General features: G+C 74.6%; 13 protein-coding genes. 7 read left to right on the top strand and 6 right to left on the bottom strand.

The window, feature by feature from the left end:
• The first annotated feature begins 2 nt into the window (after nucleotides 1-2).
• From ACFCLZ_RS07595 to ACFCLZ_RS07585, 3 genes are all read left to right on the top strand, one after another.
• Entirely contained in the window at nucleotides 3-1,307 is a 1,305-nt protein-coding gene (locus ACFCLZ_RS07595) for an MFS transporter (RefSeq protein ID WP_380284001.1), read from the top strand.
• A gap of 60 nt (nucleotides 1,308-1,367) precedes the next feature.
• A complete protein-coding gene (gene ddaH / locus ACFCLZ_RS07590) occupies nucleotides 1,368-2,180 on the top strand; it encodes a dimethylargininase (protein ID WP_380284000.1) in 813 nt (270 codons plus the stop codon).
• A gap of 174 nt (nucleotides 2,181-2,354) precedes the next feature.
• Complete coding sequence (locus ACFCLZ_RS07585; RefSeq protein WP_380283998.1) at nucleotides 2,355-2,573, top strand: hypothetical protein; 219 nt, start codon at nucleotides 2,355-2,357, stop codon at nucleotides 2,571-2,573.
• Between the two features lie 62 nt (nucleotides 2,574-2,635).
• Here the strand turns inward: ACFCLZ_RS07585 and ACFCLZ_RS07580 are convergent, their stop codons facing one another.
• Nucleotides 2,636-5,800, bottom strand: a complete 3,165-nt coding sequence (locus tag ACFCLZ_RS07580; protein WP_380283997.1) for a BTAD domain-containing putative transcriptional regulator — start codon at nucleotides 5,798-5,800, stop codon at nucleotides 2,636-2,638.
• Between the two features lie 327 nt (nucleotides 5,801-6,127).
• Between ACFCLZ_RS07580 and ACFCLZ_RS07575 the strand changes: the two genes are divergently transcribed.
• Nucleotides 6,128-7,156, top strand: coding sequence for a hypothetical protein (locus tag ACFCLZ_RS07575; RefSeq protein ID WP_380283995.1), 1,029 nt, complete (start codon nucleotides 6,128-6,130; stop codon nucleotides 7,154-7,156).
• A 107-nt stretch (nucleotides 7,157-7,263) separates the two neighbouring features.
• On the opposite strand, the gene ACFCLZ_RS07570 is transcribed toward ACFCLZ_RS07575, so the two are convergent.
• The 5 genes from ACFCLZ_RS07570 to ACFCLZ_RS07550 form a co-directional block, all read right to left on the bottom strand.
• A complete protein-coding gene (locus tag ACFCLZ_RS07570; RefSeq protein WP_380283994.1) occupies nucleotides 7,264-8,442 on the bottom strand; it encodes an RICIN domain-containing protein in 1,179 nt (392 codons plus the stop codon).
• A gap of 92 nt (nucleotides 8,443-8,534) precedes the next feature.
• A complete protein-coding gene (locus tag ACFCLZ_RS07565; protein ID WP_380283993.1) occupies nucleotides 8,535-9,062 on the bottom strand; it encodes a hypothetical protein in 528 nt (175 codons plus the stop codon).
• A gap of 206 nt (nucleotides 9,063-9,268) precedes the next feature.
• Nucleotides 9,269-9,664: a hypothetical protein gene (locus ACFCLZ_RS07560; protein ID WP_380283992.1), complete on the bottom strand. Its 396-nt coding sequence runs from the start codon at nucleotides 9,662-9,664 to the stop codon at nucleotides 9,269-9,271.
• 106 nt (nucleotides 9,665-9,770) lie between these two features.
• Entirely contained in the window at nucleotides 9,771-13,190 is a 3,420-nt protein-coding gene (locus ACFCLZ_RS07555) for an ALF repeat-containing protein (protein ID WP_380283991.1), read from the bottom strand.
• A gap of 246 nt (nucleotides 13,191-13,436) precedes the next feature.
• Complete coding sequence (locus ACFCLZ_RS07550; protein WP_380283990.1) at nucleotides 13,437-13,841, bottom strand: hypothetical protein; 405 nt, start codon at nucleotides 13,839-13,841, stop codon at nucleotides 13,437-13,439.
• Nucleotides 13,842-13,942: 101 nt separating this feature from the next.
• On the opposite strand from ACFCLZ_RS07550, the gene ACFCLZ_RS07545 reads away from it, so the two are divergent.
• The 3 genes from ACFCLZ_RS07545 to ACFCLZ_RS07535 all read left to right on the top strand — a co-directional run bounded on the left by ACFCLZ_RS07545 (nucleotide 13,943) and on the right by ACFCLZ_RS07535 (nucleotide 15,943).
• A complete protein-coding gene (locus ACFCLZ_RS07545; RefSeq protein ID WP_380283988.1) occupies nucleotides 13,943-14,785 on the top strand; it encodes an S-methyl-5'-thioadenosine phosphorylase in 843 nt (280 codons plus the stop codon).
• Nucleotides 14,786-14,895: 110 nt separating this feature from the next.
• The gene (locus ACFCLZ_RS07540) at nucleotides 14,896-15,324 is read left to right on the top strand and encodes a GNAT family N-acetyltransferase (protein ID WP_380283986.1); all 429 of its coding nucleotides are present in this window, start codon (nucleotides 14,896-14,898) and stop codon (nucleotides 15,322-15,324) included.
• Nucleotides 15,325-15,370: 46 nt separating this feature from the next.
• The gene (locus ACFCLZ_RS07535; RefSeq protein ID WP_380283985.1) at nucleotides 15,371-15,943 is read left to right on the top strand and encodes a DinB family protein; all 573 of its coding nucleotides are present in this window, start codon (nucleotides 15,371-15,373) and stop codon (nucleotides 15,941-15,943) included.
• Nucleotides 15,944-15,974: the final 31 nt, after the last annotated feature.

The raw sequence follows: 15,974 nt of genomic DNA, 5'->3' as shown, positions 1-15,974 counted from the left end.
CCATGACCACGAGTACCACGAGCGCCGCCCCGGTCGAGCCGTCCGCGGTGTCCGACCGGCCGCCCCGCAGCCGCTGGGGCCTGTGGGCCCAGGGGAACTTCCGCAAGCTCTGGATCGGTGAGACGACCAGCGGCCTGGGCACCGCCGTCGGCAACGTCGCCCTCGCCCTGGTGGCGGTGGTCACCCTGGACGCCTCGCCGTTCATGGTCGGTGTGCTCACCGCCTCCGCCTGGGTGCCCTGGCTGTTCCTCGGCCTGCTGGCCGGCGCCTGGGTGGACCGCTGGCCCCGGCTGAAGGTGATGCTGGTCTGCGACCTGCTGCTGCTCCTGCTGTTCGGCAGCGTGCCGGTGGCGGGCTGGTTCGACGCCCTGACGATGGCCCAGCTGATCCTGGTGGCGCTGCTGGCCGGTGCGGTGAAGGTGTTCTTCTCCACCGCGTACAGCGCGGTGCTGCCGTCCCTGGTCGCCAAGCCGGACCTGCTGGAGGCCAACGTCAAGCTGCGCTCCGGGGACTCGGCGGCGGAGATCGCCGGGCCGGGGCTGGCGGGCCTGCTCTCCCAGGTGTTCGGCGCGGCCAGCGGACTGCTCGCCGACGCGGTCACCTACCTGGTGTCGGCGTTCTGCCTGGGCACCATCCGGGCGGAGGAGACCCCGCCGGCGAAGTCCGAGCGGCGCGGCATCCGCCGCGAGATCGGCGAGGGCGTGCGCTTCCTGGTCCACGACCCCTACCTGCGCACCCTCGCCTCCTTCGCGGCGGTCGGCAACCTCGGCCTCAACGGCATCCAGGCCGTGCAGACGGTCTTCCTGGTCCGCAGCGTCGGGGTGTCGCCCGGCGGCGTCGGCGCCGTGTTCGCGGTGGTCTCGGTCGGCGGCCTGGCGGGGGCGGCCCTCGCCGGGCGGATCGCCCGCCGGTTCGGCACCGCCCGCGGGCTGCTGCTCTGCGAGCTGGTCGCCGCCCCGTTCATCCTGCTGCTGCCGATGGCCGGCGCGCGGCTGCCGCTCGCGGTGAGCGCGGTCGCCTGGTCGGTCGCGGTCTGCGGGGTGATCGCCGGGAACGTCATCGCCGGCAGCTTCTACCAGGCCTACTGCCCGCCCGCGATGATCGGCCGGATCCGGGCCAGCGCCTCCACCGTCAACTTCAGCGCCATCCCGGTCGGGGCCCTGCTCGGCGGCTGGCTGGGCGAGGTGCTCGGCGCCCGGACCACCATCTGGATCATGGCGTGCGTGCTGCTCTCCGCGGGCGCCGTGCTGCTGACCAGCCCGCTGCGCGCCATGCGCGACTTCCCCGAGCGCCCCGCCGCCTCCTGAACCCCGCCGCCTCCTGAACCCCGCCGCTCCGCCCACCCTCACCCCTTCCGGAGTCCCGCCATGACCCGCACCGCCCGCCCCCGCCACTACCTGATGTGCCGTCCGACCCACTTCGAGGTCAGCTACGCCATCAACCCGTGGATGGACCCGGCCAAGCCCGTCGACACCGCCCTCGCGGTCGCCCAGTGGGAGCGCCTGTACGAGCTGTACGTCGAGCTCGGCCACCGCGTCGACCTCATCGACCCGCTGCCCGGCCTGCCCGACATGGTGTACGCGGCGAACGGCGCCACCGTCGTCGACGGCCGGGTGCTCGGCGCCCGGTTCCGCAACGCCGAGCGGGCCGCCGAGGGACCGGCGTACCTGGAGTGGTTCCGGGCCCGGGGCTTCACCACGCTCGACCCGGTGCACGTCAACGAGGGCGAGGGCGACCTGCTGCTGACCGACCGCTACCTGCTGGCCGGCCGGGGCTTTCGCAGCGTCTCCGCCGGGCACGCCGAGGCCCAGGAGTTCCTCGGCCGCCCGGTGATCGGGCTGGACCTCGTCGACCCGCGCTTCTACCACCTGGACACCGCGCTGAGCGTGCTCGACGGCGAGCAGATCATGTACTACCCGGGCGCGTTCTCGGCCGGCAGCCGGGCGGTGCTGCGCCGGCTCTTCCCGGACGCGGTGCTGGTGGGGGAGGAGGACGCCGAGGCGTTCGGGCTCAACGTGGCCGGTGACGGCCTGAACGTGGTGATCCCGGAGCCCGCCACCGGGGTCGCGGCCAGGCTGCGTGCGCACGGCTACCGGCCGATCGGGATGGACCTCTCCGAGCTGCTCAAGGGCGGCGGCAGCGTGAAGTGCTGCACCCTGGAGATCCGGGAGGCCGTCTGACCTGGGCCGACGGCGATCGACACCCCGATCGACACCCCGATCAACGCGGCCGATCGACGCACGCTGCTCGTGCGTCGATCGGCCGTTGAACGCCCCTTGCCATGCTGATCACGTCAGCCGGGGAGAGCCCGGCGGAGCCCCTTCCCGGCAGGGAAGACCACCCGAGGAGCAGTCATGGCGAAGCGTTCGACGATCGGTACCGCCCGGATCAGCCTGGCCGTCGCGGGCCTCGGCCTCGGCGCCCTGCTCGCCCTCGGCGCGACCGGCACCGCGATGGCGGACGGCGCGACCGGCACGGGCACCGGCACCACTGCCCCCACCGCCACGCCGACCCCGACCCCCACCCCGACCGACGGCGGCGGCCACTCGGACTGGAACAGCACCGGCTCCTGAGCCCCGGCCGCCCCGATGACCGCGCGCAGAACCGTTTCTGCCCGCGCCCGGACCACCCCCGCTCACGGATCCACCAGCGCGAACGCCGGCTCCGCGAGCAGCCCCGCCACCTCGGCGGCCTCCGGAAGCCCCAGCCGCCCGAAGATCGCGTGCGCCTCCCGCAGCCGCGCCCCCGCCTCGGGCCCGCGCCCGAGGTCCGCCAGCGCGCAGCCCAGCACCACCAGCGCCTGCGCCTGGTCCCGCTCCGCCCCCAGCTCCACGCAGAGCGCCAGCGCCTGCTCCGCGTGGTCCAGCGCCTCGTCGGCCCGGCCCAGCTCGCGCAGACTGTCCGCCAGCCGGTAGCGGGCGTGCGCGGCCCGGTCCCGCAGACCGGCCGCCACCGACACCGCCAGGCACTCGCCGAACCAGGTCACCGCCTCCTCGTGCCGGCCCAGCGCGTGCAGCGCCGACCCCAGCACGTACAGCGTGTACGCCCGGCCCGGGTCGTCCTGCCGGGTCCGCAGCTCGGCCAGCACCTCGTGGCAGATCGTCACCGCCTCGTCCGCCCGGCCGCTGCGCACCCGCGCCAGCGCCGCGTTCACCGTCGTCACCAGCGCGCCGGAGCGGTGTCCCAGCCGGTTGGCCAGCAGCAGCGCCTCGTCGTAGTGGTCCACCGCCTCGTCGTAGCGGCTCAGGAACTGGCAGATCAGCCCGAGGTCGTTGAGCGCCTGCCGCAGGACCACCGAGTCCCCGGCCGCGCGCGCCGCCTCCACCGCCCGCCGGGACGCCTCCTCCGCCGCGTCCAGCCGGGTCGCGGCCAGGGCGACGTTGCCGCGCAGGAAGTGCGCCCGCCCCTCCGCCCGGAGGTCCCCGTCCCGGGCGGCCGCGCCGGCCAGCGCGTCGGCCGTCGCCGCGAGCTGACGGCTCGGCGGGGTGAGCACGAACGGGGTGAGCGCGATCAGCAGGTCGATCGCCGCCCGCAGCGACGCCCCCCGCCCGGTGGCGGGGTCGGCGGCCACCTGCGCCGCCAGCGCCACCGCGCCCGCCCCTTCGACGGCCGCCCACTCGCGGGCGGCGTCCCGGCCGGGCAGCGGCACGCCGGGGGAGTGCGCCGGGCCGAGCGCGCCCGCCGCCGGGTCGCCCGGCACGGCGTGCTGGAAGGCGGTGCAGGCGGTGGCCAGCAGGTGGTCCAGCAGCCGGTCCCGGGCCGCCACCGCCTCCCCGCCGTCCGCCGTCCCGCCGTGCGCCGTCCCGGCCGGACCGGATCCCTCGGCCGGACCGGCCCCCTCGGCCGGTCGTCGACGGGCGAACGCCCGCAGCAGGTCGTGGTACCGGTAGCGGCCGGGGAAGGGCGACTCCACCATCGCCACGTCCACCAGCGCCTCCAGCAGGTCCTCCGCGTCGTACGCGTCGAGGTCCAGCAGCGCCGCCGCCGCCGGCAGTCCGATGTCCGGCCCGTCCACCGAGGCCACCAGCCGGAACGCCCGGGCCTGGCCTTGCGTCAACTGGCGGTAGCTCAGTTCGAAGGCCGCCGCCACCGCGAGGTCGCCGATCCGCAGCTCGTCGATCCGCCGCCGCTCCACCTGAAGCCGGCGGCTGAGCGTCTCCACCGTCCAGCCCGGCCGGGCGGCCAGCCGGGCGGCCACGATCCGCACCGCCAGCGGCAGGTGCCCGCAGGCCACCACCAGCTCCCGGGCGGCGTCCGGCTCGGCGGCCAGCCGCTGCGCGCCGATCGTGCGGCCGAGCAGGTCCAGCGCCTCCTCCGGCTGGAACACGTCCAGGTCGACCTGCACGTTCGCCGGCAGCCCGGCCGGCCTGGTCCGGCCGGTGGTGAGCACCGCGCAGCCGACCGCGCCCGGCAGCAGCGGCCGGATCTGCGCCGCGTCCTTGGCGTTGTCGAGCACCAGCAGCAGGCGCCGGCCGTCCACCACCGAGCGGAACAGCGCCGAGCGCGCGTCCAGCCCGTCCGGCACCGCGTCCGCCGCGACCCCGAGCGCCACCAGGAAGCCGCTCAGCACCGCCTCCGGATCGGCCGGCACCGGGTCCGAGCCGCGCAGGTCCACATACAGCTGGCCGTCCGGGTAGGCCTCCCGGACGCGGTGCGCCACGTGCAGTGCCAGCGCCGTCTTGCCGACCCCGCCCATCCCGACCACGGTCGCCACCACCAGCGCCTGCGGATGCTCCGCAGCCCCGCCCGCGCTGGCCTCCGGGGGAGCGGCCAGCGCCTCGCACAGCACCCGCACCGGCGCCGTCCGCCCGGTGAAGTCGGCGGCGTCCGGCGGCAGCTGGGCCGGCCGCGGCGGCGCGCCCGACGGCCGGGCGGCCCGGCCGGGCGCCTGGGCCGGGTCGCCGCCGCCCCGGTCCGCCGCACCGCCCTCGCCGTCCGCCGCCTGCGCCCGGTCACCGGCCGTGCTCCCGGCGGCCGGGGCCGTCACCGCCGGGGCCGTCGCCGCCGTGCCGCCACCCGGCTTCGGCGCGGCCAGCGCCGGGTCCCCCTCCAGGATCCGCCGGTGCAGCTGCTCCAGCTCCGCCCCCGGCCCCACCCCCAGCTCCGCGAGGAACAGCTGCCGCACGCCCCGGAACACCGCCAGCGCGTCCGCCTGCCGCCCGGCCTGGTACAGCGCGCGCATCAGCAGCCCGTACGCCCGCTCGTGCAGCGGGTGCTCGGTGGTGAGCGCGGTCAGCTCCGGGATGCACCGCGAGTGGCGGCCCAGCGCCAGGTCCAGGCCGATCCGCTCCTCCAGCAGGGTCAGCCGCAACTCCTCCAGCCGCTGCCGGTGCCGCTCCGCGAACGGCCCGGGGATCCCGGCCAGCGGCTCGCCCTGCCACAGCTCCAGCGCCTGGTTGAGCAGGTCGCGGGCGCGCAGCGGCTCGCCGCGGGCGGTCCGCTCCGCCTCGGCGGCCAGCGCCTCCGCCTGCGCGGCGTCCACCGCCAGCTTGGGCAGCACGAGCCGGTAGCCGTCGCCCATCGAGACCAGTACGCTGCCCGCGGCCCGCTCCCCGGACCCCCCGGACAGCCCGGACCCCTGGGGATCGGCCGGCTCCACCGCGTCCAGCACCTTGCGCCACCGCCACGCGTACGTCCGCACGGTGGTCATCGCCGCGCCCGGCGGCTCCTCGCCCCACAGTGCCGCGATCAGATCGGTGGCACTCGCCGCATGGCCGGGCCGCAGGAGCAGCACGGCCAGCATCGCCTGCTGCTGCGGGCTGCCCACCTTGAGCGCCGTCGCGCCGCGGTGAGCCCGCATCAGACCCAGTACGGAAAAACGGAGATCGCCCATCCTGCCCCCTGCTGCCCCAAGGACAGTGCCCGCCCCGCCCGTGCACATGTCAGCTTCTCTGTGATGTTGAACCACAAGGTCACGCGCGGTGTCGAGGCTCCGTTGAGCCTGTGGTGACCGCGCGTTGAACCCGACCGGCCAGAATCGCCGTGCCGGGGCCCGCCGGAGACGGTCCGGTCCGCCCCTCCTTCACCTCCCGCGGCCGGGTACCCCCGGTAACCGGCCGTGATTGCCCCCGCCCTCGGCCGTCGGCGGCGTCGGGCGCCATGACGATACCTTCGGAGGCGGACGTCCGTGAACACCGCTTTGCTGTACAACCTGCTCGACGTCGACCCGGTCGACGGGCCGGCCGAACTGCTCCACCGCGCCCGCGGCAGCCGTCACCTGCCGCACCTGGTGCTCTCCGCCCTGGCCCGCGACGACGTCCGGATGGGCGAGCCCGCCCGCGAGGAGCTGCGCCGCGCCCGCACCCGCGCCGACCACTACGCCCGCCTCGCCCACGAGCTCGCCCGCTCCACCGGCGCGCGCGCGATCCACGGCGTCCCGCTGGCCGGCTACTACCCGGCCGGCCTGCTCCGGCCCCAGGCCGCCCTGGACCTGGTCGCCCCCGGCGAGGCCGCGCTCTGGCAGGCCGTCGTCCGCCTGGTCACCGACCACCCGGTGGAGACCGTCGACGTCACCCTGCTCGGCGACCGCCCGCACCACACCGAGGTCACCGTCCGCTGGCCCGCCGAGGACCCGCTGCTCGACCCCTGGTACCGCGTCCACCTCACCACGGCGGCCCTGCCCGGCGACCACGCCGCCGTGCCGGTGCGCCCGTACCTCGTCGCGGACGACCACGTCGAGTGCCTCATCGCCCTGGCCGAGGCCCACCTGCGCGCGCCCGCCGGGGCGGAGCCCGACCCGCTCACCCTCCTCGACCTGTGCTGTCTCAGCCACCAGCCCTTCGAACCCGCCGAGACCGCCGCCGTCCTGGCCGCCTACCGGCTCGCCCCGGAGGCCGCCGCCCTCCTCGACCTCGCCGCCGCCCGCCTCCCGCTCGGCACCCTCGCCGCCGTCCGCGCCGCCCTCACCCCCGAACTCGCCGCCGAACACCGCCGCCGCACCGACGCCGCCGCCACCCCCCGGCTGACCACCCGCCGGGGCACCCTGCTGCGCCGCACCGTCATCCGCCACGACTGGGACGAGGCCCGCCTCCTGACGGCCCCGGACCGCACCACCCTGCTGCTCACCCCGGTCGCCGACTACCTGCTCACCCCGGCCGGCCCCGCCGGCCGCACCGCCGCCCTGGCGGCCCTCCAGGACTGGGACGGCCTCGGCTGACCGCCCGCCGGGCCCTCCCGTACGACGACGGAAGGGTGCGCGCCCGCCGCGGCGGCCACACACCCTTCGCTGTCACTCGCTGTCGGCGTCGCCGACCGGTCCGTCCGTCAGATCGACCAGACCTGGTCCGCGAACTGCGGGATGCAGTCGTACTGGGTCAGCTTCGACCCGGGCGCACTGTCGCCCGACCAGGCGATCGCGCACCGGTCGGAGAAGGTGTTGCGGATCTGGTAGCCGCCGTCGACCTTCTCCAGCTTCCAGAGCTGGTCCGGGTACTGCGGGTCGCAGTCGGCCTGCACGATCGGGCCGCCGTTGTCCGGGGTCTGGTGCGGGGCCAGCAGGCACTTGCCGGAGTAGGTGTTGCGGATCTGGTAGGTGCCGGCCGGGGTCTTCCGGAAGTCCCAGACCTGGTCGACGTACTGCTTGTCGCAGCCGATCTGGATCACCGGCGCGCCCCACTCGGGGGTGGACCACGGCACGTACGCGCACAGGCCGCTCAGGGTGTTGACCAGCGAGGCGGTGTGCAGCCGGGTGTCCAGCAGCCAGCCGGCGAGGTCGTCGACCCGGGTCTCCACCGCGCCGGTCCGGGTCTCGGCGGTGCCGAAGCAGCCGCCCTGCCAGGAGGTGCTGTTGACGGCGACGAGCTCCGCCCGGCCGTTGACCATCCGCACCGCCGGGCCGCCGGCGTCACCCTTGCAGATGCTGTCGCGGCCCGCGGTCCTCCCGGTGACGGCGAGGGTGGTGGCGGTCGAGGACTGCACGGTGAACTGGCCGTTGTGCAGGGCGAGCGGCGACCACTCGGCCTTGGTGCGGCCGTAGCCGTTGACGGTCAGGGTCTCCCCGGCGACCGGCGCCGCGCCGAGCGGGACGGTGGGGATGCCCTGGGCGGGCGCGGCGAGGCGGGCCAGCACCAGGTCGCGGTCGGCCCGGGGGACCAGTTCGGTGACCTCGGTGACGTGGCCGGTGCCGGTGGCCGTCAGGTCGGTGCGGCCGACGGTGGCGACGGTCCTCAGCTTGGGCGCACCGGCGGCGAGCGCCAGCGGCTGGGCCGGGTTGTCGGCGAAACAGCTGCTCGCCGTCAGCACCCAGTACGGGTCGACGAGCGAACCGGTGCAGCTGCGCTGGCCGTTGCCGATGTCGAGCTTGGTGGTGTACGTGTGGAAGTCGGTGGGCACGGTGTCGCCGACCACGGCGTTGGCCGTTGCGCCGGTGAGCATGCCGCCGACGACGGCGGCCGAGGCGAGCAGGCCGGTCATCCACGCGGCGCGTGAACGGGTGCGAAGCACGAGGGGTCTCCCGGTGTCAGGGCAGGGCCGGAGTGATGTCGGGCCAGGACAGCGCGGACCCCGCCGCGCTCGGGCGGCGGGGTCCGGGGGCGTCACTTGACGGCGGTGAGGTCCAGCAGCGAGAACGGGCGGCGCTGCGGCACGTCCTTGGCCTCGCCGACGCTGTTCGACTGGTTCCTCAGCAGCGTGTAGGTCTTCTCCTCGGCCTGGTCGCCGGTGCCGGTGACCATGCGGGCCGTCACCGCGTAGTCGGGGGTCGTGATGCCGTAGACGGACGGCACCTCCATCTTGAGGGAGGCGGTGTTCCCGGTGATCCGGAAGCAGACCTTGCCGAGGCCGCGGGTGTCGAGCATCAGCACCTTCTCCGCGCTGCCGGGGGTGGGGCAGTCGACGAGGACGATGTGGCCGTCCCCGGAGATGAGCCTGAAGCCGCGTTCCGCGAAGATCTTGTCGGAGTCCGGGTAGGCGAAGTCCTCGACGGCCGGCGGCGGGGTGTCGTCGGCGGTGGCGACCGTGGAGCCGGCCGGCACACCGGTCGCCGCGTTGGCGACCGCGACACCGGTGAGCACGACGGAGCCGGCGACCGCGCCGGCGACCAGCAGCTTGGAAATGGAGCGCATGGGAATCCCCCCTGGAGAGTTTCGGATTCGGTGGTTCACGGCGTCTGCGGGAATGGCTCGGCGGCCGTTACCGGAAGCATTGCTATCACGAACGGATGATGTTTTGGAAGATCGTTCAGCGGAGCAGGAGGGGAATCGTCGACCCATGAGTATGTGTGCGAACTGTGCGAATGGGGCGATATTCCGAACGGCCCCTTGCCGGGCGGTTACGGCTTGAACAGGTGAACGAGGCCGCCCATCGCGACCGCCGCGAGGCTGAAACGGATCATGGCTTCCTGGGCGAGGCCGTAGTGCTGTGGCTGCAGGCTGCCGTCCTCGGGCGTCTCCCGGATCATCCGTGCCATCTTCCTGCGGAACCCGACCAGGCTCAGGGGAAGGGACAGGCAGGCGATCGAGTACATCGAGAGGATCAGCTGGTCCGGGTAGTCGGGCTTGGCGACCGAGGCGACGTAGGCGAACGTCGCGAAGACCGCCGGCATGAACGACATGCGGATCCGGGTCTCGCGCGTCGGCATCGGAGGCACCAGCAGCGCGAGATTGACGGCCGTGGCCAGAGCCGCGATCAGCCACCAGGAGGTCGTGCTGAGGCCGAGTTCGTACATGTCCACCCCTTGTCGACCGTGGGGCCGCGTCGGACGCGGCCCCACGGTCCCGTTCGGATTGACTCACCGCACTTCGGCAGCCTAGACCGCCGGACGGTTCAGGAGATCACCAGGTGAACATGCCGATGAAGCTGGAGGCCGCGTTGGCTCCACCCTCGATGATCTTGTTGCCGAGCGACCTGGCGCCCTTGATGCTGGTCCTCACGATCGGCGCGGTGACCCTGTTGAACACCTTGCCGAAGGGGCCTCCGATCGTGCCGACGAGGACGCCGGTCGCCGCGTTGAGGAACTCCTTGCTGTTCCAACCGTCGGAGTACAGGAAGCCGCCGGCGCTGAGCAGACCGGCGCCGAGGGAGAAGGCCCCGAAGACGGTGAACCCGATCTCGCCGAGGGGCGGCGGAATGACGAGCGAAGCGGCCGCGGCCATCGCCCAGACGGTGCTGTAGTGCCCCATCTCCGTGGCGAAGTTGCGGGCGCCGTCCTTGCCGTCGCCGCCCGTTCCACCGGTCCCACCGGTCCCACCGCTTCCGCCGGAGCCCGCGGGCGGGGTGGCGGACGCCGTTTCGTTGACCTTGTCGTTGGCCGGGTTGTTGGACGGGTTGACGTTCGCGGCCTCGGCGGCGCGCGCCGCCTGAGCCGCCGCGGCGGCGGCCGCCGCCTGCTCCTGGGCCCGCTTGTCCGCCGCGATGGTGCGCGCCTCCCGGGCGGCCGCGGAGGCCTCGGAGGCGCTCTTGCCGGCAGCCGTCGCCGAGGCCGCCGCGCTGGCGGCCGAGGTGCGCGCGCTGGCCGCCGAGGCGGTGGCCTTGTCGGCGGAGGCGACCGCCTGGTTCAGCGAGTAGTTGGCCGCGCGGTTGGCCTTCTGCGCGGTCGCGGCGGCGGACTTGGCCTGCTGGGACGAGGCGGCCGCGGCGTTCGCCGAGGCGTCCGCCGCAGCGGCCTTGGCCTTCGCGTCGTCCGCGTAGCCCTTGGCCTGCTGGGCCGACGTCTGGGCCTTGGCCGCCCAGTCGTTGGCCTCCTCGGCGGCGCTGCGGGCGTTGGCCGCGACCTGGTACGCCAGCTGGGCGTTCTCGGTGGCGGTGACCGCGTCCTTCGCCGCGTTGGCGATCAGCGCGAGGATCGAGGACACGTGGGTGTCGGTGTCCGAGTCGAGTACGGCGGCCTTGTGCTGGACGGTGGTCACGAAGTCGTGCTGCATCCAGGCCGGCCCGGCGAGCGCGATCTCGGCCGCCGCCTTGACGTTGGGACCGCCTTCGCTCAGCAGGGTGAAGATCGCCACCCGGTCGTCCTCGGCCACGGCGCGCTGGTAGCCGGTGTGGACGAAGTCGGACATCGCCTTGGGGCTGCCGTTGCTCAGTGCGGCGTTGGCGTCCCGCCGGACCGCGATCCCGGCGTCGGTGAGCATGGTGAAGATGCTGAACCGGAGGTCGTCGGCCTGGGCGTCAACCGCGCCGCCGGAGAGGAACTTCGGGACGGCGGTCGGGTCCGCGCTCTCCAGCGTCCGCTGGGCGGCCGTCGCGAGCGTGGAGGTGCCGATGGTGGACATGTAGGCGACCTTGTCGCGGTCGTCCAGCCGCAGGCTGTCCTGGTACTCCTTCTTGGCCCAGGCGACCACGCCGTCGTCGTTGTCGGCGAGCGCCGCCCGGGCGGCGTCGCGGGTCCAGTAGCCGGCGGCGCCCAGCAGGTTGACGGCGGCCTGGCGGCCGAAGCCCGCCGCCGTCTTCGTGTCGGTGCCGGTGGCGGAGGCCTTCTGCACCAGGTCCTTGGTGGCCGCGTCGAGCGCGGCGGCCGAGGTCTGGTCGCTGGTCAGCTTGGCCTGGTCGGCGGCCTCCGCCTTGACGAGGGCGGTGGCCTCCTTGAGACCCTCCTGCTTGTCGGCCTCCAGGCCGGCGGCCTCGGCCTCACGGGCCAGCTTCTCGATGCTCTGGGCCTGCGTGACGGCGTCGTTCGCGGCGGTCGCGGCCTCGATCGCGGAGTTCGCGTGGGCGGTCGCCGTGTTGGCCCAGTCCTGCGCCTGGCCGGCCGCGTCGGCGGCCTGCTCGGCGGCGGTGGCCGCCTTGTCGGCGTGGTCGGCGGCGCTGTTGGCCTTCCGGTTCGCCTCGGCCGCGTGCGCGGCGGCCGAGTTGGCGAGGCTCTCGGCCCGGCCGGCGGACGCGGTGGCCAGGTTCGCCGCGGAGCGCGCCTTGGCGGCCGCCTCGCGGGCCCGGGCCGCCTGGGCGGTGGCGGCGCCGGCCGAGTTGCCGGCCTGGGCACTGGCCTCGGCGGCGGCGGCGGCGTTGTTCGCGGCACGGGCGGCGGCGGCGCCGGAGCGCCCGGCCTCGGCGCTCGCGGTGGCCGCCGAGGCGGCGGCCGAGGCGGCGTCCCGGGCGCCCTTGGCGGCGTCCCGGGCACCCCGGGCGGCGTCGCGGGCGGAGGCGGCCTCGTTCCGGTTGCCCGCGGCCGAGGCGGCGGCCCGGTACGCCTTGGAGGCGGCCTGCTCGGCCGCGGCCGCGGCCGAGGCGGCCGACTGCGCGGCCGAGGCGGCCGTGCGCGCGGCGGCGACGGCGGCGTTCGAGGCGGAGACCGCCGTCTCGGCGGCCGCGGCCGCGCCCTCGGCGGCCTGTGCGGCCTTGTTGGCCGCCTCGCCCGCCTTGGTGACGTCGTCCTTGGCGGCGGCGGCCTCGGCGGCGGCTCGCTGCGCGGCCTCCTTGGCCTTGCCCGCGGCGTCCTCGGCGCGGGCGCCGGCCTGCTTGGCGTTCTCGGTCGCGGTCTTCGCGCGCTGGCCGGCCTCCTTGGCCGCCTGGGCGAGCTGGGTGATCGAGAGCGTCTCCTGGTCCCGGGTCCGGGCCAGGTACTGGCCGTTCTCCAGGAACGCGCGGATGTCCTGGGCCGTCCCGGCGAGTGCCCGGTTGGCCTGCTTGGTGTACTCGGGCCCGGGGTTCTCACCGAGCGCGGCGAAGATGGCGAACCGGTCGTCCTCCTCCTGCGCCTTGGCCTGGCCCGTGCTCAGGAAGTCTTCCAGCGCCTTCTGGGTGCCGGCGTTCAGCGCCTTGTTGGCGGCCGCCCGGACACCCGCCTCGCTGTTGTCCAGCACGTAGAAGACGGCCGCGCGGCGGTCGTCGTTCATCGGGTTCTGCCAGCCCGACGTCAGGAACGTGTGGACGTCGGCGTCGGTGCCGCTCAGCGCCTTGTTGGCGGCTTCGCGGACCCCGACGCCGACGTCGCTGAGCATCTTCAGGATGGCGAAGCGCTCGTCCACGGCGTTGGCCCGGGCGAGGGTCTCACCGAGGAACTTGGTGAGGTCGGCGTCGGAGCCGACCAGCGCCTTCGCGGCGGCGTCCTTGGTCGAGACGCCGCCCAGCTCCCAGGCCTCGACGACCTTGCCGCGGACGTCCGCGGGCAGCGGCGCGGGCCCGGCCTCGGACGGCAGCGCGTGGGCGACGGTCGTGCCGGCCACGGTGGCGGCAAGGGTGAGTGCGATCAGAGCCGAGAGCTTCTTGCGGATCCGCCGCCCCTGCGGCGATCCTGTCCGATTTGTCGTGTAGGTCATAACCCCTCACGTTTTCCCCCGGGCCCGTCAGGGCCCCTTTGTACCGGGACAGTTGTCGCGGCACCGCGAGGAGCCTAGTTGTGTACGGACGAAATTCCGACCCCCGTTTTCGATTGTCCGAATGTGTACGCACTGGCTTGATCGCCACGCTGGTTCGAATACGTATTGTTCATCGCAAAACGGGCGCGGGGGATTGACGGTGGATCATTCGGGTATGCCGTCCGGACGCACTGTCGGGCCGGGAGCTCAGTCCTCGATCTCCTCCGCCCCGCTCAGGTCCTCCAGCCGCACCGGCCGCAGCCCCTCGAACACCACCCCGACCCCGTACGGCTCGCAGAGCGGCAGGTCCCCCACGGCGAACCGCAGCAGCCACCCGTCGGGGTAGACGTTCACCTCCGGTGCGTCCAGGGCCGCCTGTTCCTCCGTCACGCCCAGCGCGGCGCAGGCGAACCGCCGCGCCCGCGCCACCAGCCGCTCCGAATCCGCCAGCACCTCCCCGAGCAGCCCCAGGTCCACCGCCCCGACGTCCTCGCCCGCCTCCACCATCACGTTGACGTCCACCGCCCACCGCTCCGGCTCGGCCACCCCCCACACCGTCAGCCCGCCCGGCCCCTCGCACACCCGCACCAGCGGCCCCACGCTCTCCGGCATCCCCGCGCCTCCCTCTCGTCTCCGGTCGACGCTGACGGTACGTGAGGACGGTCCTCGTAGGCTGGATCCCACCAGGTTTCCTTCGGCGAGAGGCGGGCGGCATGGCGGGCGAACGGGCGGAGCTCGGGGTGATCGGCGGGTCCGGGCTGTACGCGCTGCTGGACGACGTGGCCGAGGTGGCGGTCGGGACGCCGTACGGGCCGCCCAGCGACTCGGTGTTCGTCGGCGAGGTGGGCGGGCGGCGGGTGGCGTTCCTGCCCCGGCACGGGCGCGGGCACGGGATCCCGCCGCACCGGATCAACTACCGGGCGAACCTCTGGGCGCTGCACGCGCTCGGGGTGCGGCAGGTGCTCGGGCCGTGCGCGGTGGGTGGGCTGCGGCCGGAGTACGGGCCGGGGACGCTGCTCGTGCCGGACCAGTTCGTGGACCGCACCGCCGCCCGGGCGCAGACCTTCTACGACGGCGCGCCGCTGCCGGACGGCTCGGTGCCGGGCGTGGTGCACGCGCCGATGGCGGACCCGTACTGCCCGGCGGGGCGTGCCGCGGTGCTGGACGCGGCCCGCGGCGCCGCCTGGGAGCCGGTGGACGGCGGCACCCTGGTGGTGATCGAGGGCCCGCGCTTCTCCACCCGCGCCGAGTCGCGCTGGTTCTCGGCGAACGGCTGGTCGACGGTCGGCATGACGGGCCACCCGGAGGCCGTGCTGGCCCGTGAACTAGGACTCTGCTACACCTCGTTGAACCTGGTCACCGACCTGGACGCGGGCGTGGAGAGCGGTGCGGGCGTCACCCACGCCGAGGTCCTGGAGGTGTTCGGCCGCAACGTCGACCGGCTGCGCACCGTGCTGTTCAAGGCGCTGGAGGCACTGCCCGCCACCCGCACCTGCCCCTGCCGCCACGCCCTCGACGGCTTCACCCCCGGCCTGCCCGGCGTGCCGGGGGAGTAGCACCCGGACCTCGGCCGTCGAGCAGCGGCGGTACCGGATTTCGCCGCGGCCTGACCAGCCGATATGAAGGAATGCTGTATCCCGCACCGGGATTCTGTCAGCATTTCCTCATGGAGATCCGCCGCGTCACCCGCGCCGAGGACGTCCAGGCCGCCGGGCACCTCTTCGACTCGCCGCCGCTCCCCGAGGCCACCGCCCGCTTCCTCGCGGACGACCGCCACCACCTCCTCGTCGCCTACGTCGACGACGCGCCGGCCGCGATGGTCACCGGGGTGGAGACCACCCACCCGGACCGGGGCACCAGGATGCTGATCCACGAGCTGGGCGTGGACGCGCGGTTCAGCGGGCGCGGCATCGGCCCGGCGCTGACCACGGCGCTCGCGGACCTCGCGCGCGACCTCGGCTGCTACGGCATGTGGGTGCTCGCGGACGTGGACAACCCGGCGGCCCGCTCGGTGTACCGCTGCGCGGGGGCCGTCGCACGGCAGGGGCCGCAGGAGGTGCTCGTCTGGTCCTTCGAGGACACCGCCCCCTTCTGAGCCCCTCGGGAAAACCCGGTGGCGGCCCGGTCCGCCGCGGACGACCATGTCCCATATGAGCGACCAACCCGCGCGATGGACCCAGGCGACCGTCTACCCCGACATGTGGATGGACCCGGACGACGACCCGCGCACCCTCGAAGGGCCCGCCCCGGACGGCGAACTGGCCGTACTGCTGGACTACATCAAGAACTACCGCCTCACCCTGCTCCTCAAGTGCCAGGGCCTGGACGCCGAGCAGCTGGCCCGCCGTTCGGTGCCACCGTCGACGATGTCGCTGCTCGGCCTGGTCCGCCACCTCGCCAGGGTCGAGCGCGACTGGCACAACTGGATCACCGACGGCGAGCCGCTGCCCAAGCTGTACGGCGCGCGCGACGCCGACTTCGAGGGAGCCGTCGCCGACCAGGCCGTGGTGGACGCCGCGTTCGCCGACCTGGAGCGCGAGCAGGCCGCCCTGGACGCCACCCTCGCCCCGCACTGCGGCGACCTCGGCGCCCGCCTGGGCCGGGAGAAGCTCGCCGTCCGCGAGATGATGGTGCACATCATCGACGAGTACGCCCGCCACTGCGGCCACGCGGACCTGCTGCGCGAGTGCGTCGACGGGCGCGTCGGTCAGTAGGCCCGGCGCCGTCGCGAGTTGCGGCACCGCA

Source organism: Kitasatospora purpeofusca, from assembly GCF_042691725.1.
Taxonomy (GTDB): Bacteria; Actinomycetota; Actinomycetes; order Streptomycetales; family Streptomycetaceae; genus Kitasatospora; species Kitasatospora purpeofusca_B.
The sequence above is the reverse complement of the archived record's forward strand: the minus strand, read 5'-3'. Positions and strand labels throughout refer to the sequence as shown.

Coding starts and splice junctions, on each gene's coding strand:
- ACFCLZ_RS07595 (WP_380284001.1), top strand. CDS start 3: ATGACCACGAGTACCACGAGCGCCGCCCCGGTCGAGCCGTCCGCGGTG.
- ddaH (WP_380284000.1), top strand. CDS start 1,368: ATGACCCGCACCGCCCGCCCCCGCCACTACCTGATGTGCCGTCCGACC.
- ACFCLZ_RS07585 (WP_380283998.1), top strand. CDS start 2,355: ATGGCGAAGCGTTCGACGATCGGTACCGCCCGGATCAGCCTGGCCGTC.
- ACFCLZ_RS07580 (WP_380283997.1), bottom strand. CDS start 5,800: ATGCGGGCTCACCGCGGCGCGACGGCGCTCAAGGTGGGCAGCCCGCAG.
- ACFCLZ_RS07565 (WP_380283993.1), bottom strand. CDS start 9,062: ATGCGCTCCATTTCCAAGCTGCTGGTCGCCGGCGCGGTCGCCGGCTCC.
- ACFCLZ_RS07560 (WP_380283992.1), bottom strand. CDS start 9,664: ATGTACGAACTCGGCCTCAGCACGACCTCCTGGTGGCTGATCGCGGCT.
- ACFCLZ_RS07555 (WP_380283991.1), bottom strand. CDS start 13,190: ATGACCTACACGACAAATCGGACAGGATCGCCGCAGGGGCGGCGGATC.
- ACFCLZ_RS07550 (WP_380283990.1), bottom strand. CDS start 13,841: ATGCCGGAGAGCGTGGGGCCGCTGGTGCGGGTGTGCGAGGGGCCGGGC.
- ACFCLZ_RS07545 (WP_380283988.1), top strand. CDS start 13,943: ATGGCGGGCGAACGGGCGGAGCTCGGGGTGATCGGCGGGTCCGGGCTG.
- ACFCLZ_RS07540 (WP_380283986.1), top strand. CDS start 14,896: ATGGAGATCCGCCGCGTCACCCGCGCCGAGGACGTCCAGGCCGCCGGG.
- ACFCLZ_RS07535 (WP_380283985.1), top strand. CDS start 15,371: ATGTCCCATATGAGCGACCAACCCGCGCGATGGACCCAGGCGACCGTC.